This window comes from Veillonella sp. CHU110 (assembly GCF_003992255.1).
Lineage (GTDB): Bacteria > Bacillota > Negativicutes > Veillonellales > Veillonellaceae > F0422.
Genome location: NZ_RQVA01000033.1, coordinates 1 through 2,138 on the forward strand (window position 1 = coordinate 1; position 2,138 = coordinate 2,138).

Consider the following 2,138-nt stretch of genomic DNA (forward strand, 5'->3'; position numbering starts at 1 on the left):
ACTGTGATAACGGTATTGTCACCATTTTTAATTGTCAATGGATCTGCGCCATTACCAGAGATACCTTTCATGTTTGTTAAGGTATCTGCTAATTTCACCACTAATCCGTTTGCATTTGCAGTAGTATCTTTTTCCACACGGATGTTCACGCCGGCTTCTGTTACTGGAGTTGTTGCGCTTGGTGTGAAGTTTTTCGCACCTTTTACAGTTAATGTAGTACCTAATGCACGTTCTACATTTTGTCCATCATCGCCTGTGAAAGTCAATGGTTTCGCAGCCAATTCTTTCACTGTATTGATACGAGTATCTAGTTTGTCAACTGCTGCACCTACATTGTTAACAGTCTCTTTGCCACCTGCTTCATCATCTTTTGTGATGCTGTATGTAGGTTGTGTTAATGCGCCATTAGCGTCAACACCTGCGTTACCGCCAAGAGCGTTTGCCATTTCTTGTTTTGCAGTATGCAATTGACCACCATTGACAGCATCTTTCGATTTGTCAGCAATCGTGCCATTCGCAATGTTGGACAACTTCGTACCTGTTGCTGTATCTGCTGTTGTAGTTGTACCATCTGGGTTCACTAAACGCGCTTGTGGAGCTGTTACCACTTCAGGGGCTTTTCCACCATTTTCATCGGCTGTTTTTACAGTGCCATTAGCTTTCACATCATCTGCTTTATAGTAGTTACCATCGTTAGCTTTCACTAGACGGTTGCCTTTGTCATCAGTGTACACTACTGTACCAGCTTCGCCGTTACGAAGTGCATTCACTTTAGATGTTAAGTCTTTACCGTTCAAGCCATCTTGACCAGTTAAACCTTTATCGCCTGCTGCTGCATCAGCTGCTTTTGGATCTTTGCCAGTGCCTGCTTTGCCATCACGGCCGTCAGCACCGATAGTTCCTACTGTATTAGCTAAGTTATCTACTTTCGCTAATTTAGCTTTTGTATCTGCAGACAAACCTACTGTGTAAGTACGTACTTTATCCGCATCCTCATCGCCACCAGTGACTTCAATACCATCACCTTTGATAACTTTTGTATCAATAGCATCTACTGTGTATGTTGTGACATGGCTTGTTGTAACGCCATTGACATTTACATTTTTACCAGGAGCTACTTTCACAGCGCCCGCTGCTAAATCACGAACTTCATTTTTACCAGTATCGTTTAGATTACTTAAGTCTTTGTTCGCTGCGTTACCAACTTGTGTATCTACATAATCTTTGTTTGCTGCATCTGTGCCTGCATTTGGAGCTGCTACATTAGAAATCACTTTATTACCAGCATTGATACCATCTTTGCCGATTGTTACTGTTGTCACAGTTGGTGCTGTACCAGGAGCTGCACCTTCTGGCAACGGTTGTGTATTCGTAATAGTTAATTTATCTCCATCTAAAGCAAGTTTAGTACCTGCACCGTCAGAGGTTGCTGCATTCGTAATAGAAGTGATACCTACTAAGTCTTTTGCCAAACCGATTTCTAGTTTATTATCATTAGTTTTCTTAGTGCGGATATTATTCGCTGCTGTTGTTGCCCCAGTAGTAAGTGTACCTTCACCAACGATATCTAAGGTTTCACCTAATTGTTTTTTGATACCTTGTTGATCATTACCTTGGAATGTTAGTCCTTTCGCAATGATTTCAGTCGCTGTGTTGTTCAAGTCACTTACGTTGACTGCTGCATGTTTCGTTTTATCGTTGTTTGCTGCTGTGTTCAAGTTGTCTAAGAATGTAGGCTTAGCACCATCAGCTGCTGCCGCCGGAATCGCAGACGCTACATTGTTGAATACTGTTGTACCACCAGTTGTTGTACCATTTGGATTTACTAAACGAGCTTGTGGTGTTGCCACTTCTGTAGCACCGTCCAGTTTGTTACCAGTAGCATCTACTTTATCAGCTAAGTACCATTTGCCATCGTTAGCTTTTACAACACGTTTGCCATTTTCATCTGTGTACACCACTGTACCAGCTTCGCCGTTACGTAATGCATTGACTTTAGATGTTAAATCTTTACCGTTTAAGCCATCCGCTTTTGTTAAGCCATCTTTGCCCATACCAGCGTTGTCGCCTGTACCAGGTTTACCATCACGGCCATCCACTGCTGTATCACCAAGTTTTGCTGCGTTGTCAAGCACTTT

Annotated in this window: 1 protein-coding gene; it reads right to left on the minus strand. The window is 42.4% G+C overall.

The genetic code is table 11. The features are described from left to right. On the minus strand, positions 1 to 2,138 hold a 2,138-nt coding region (locus tag EO122_RS08110; protein WP_206168526.1), incomplete at both ends, for a hypothetical protein.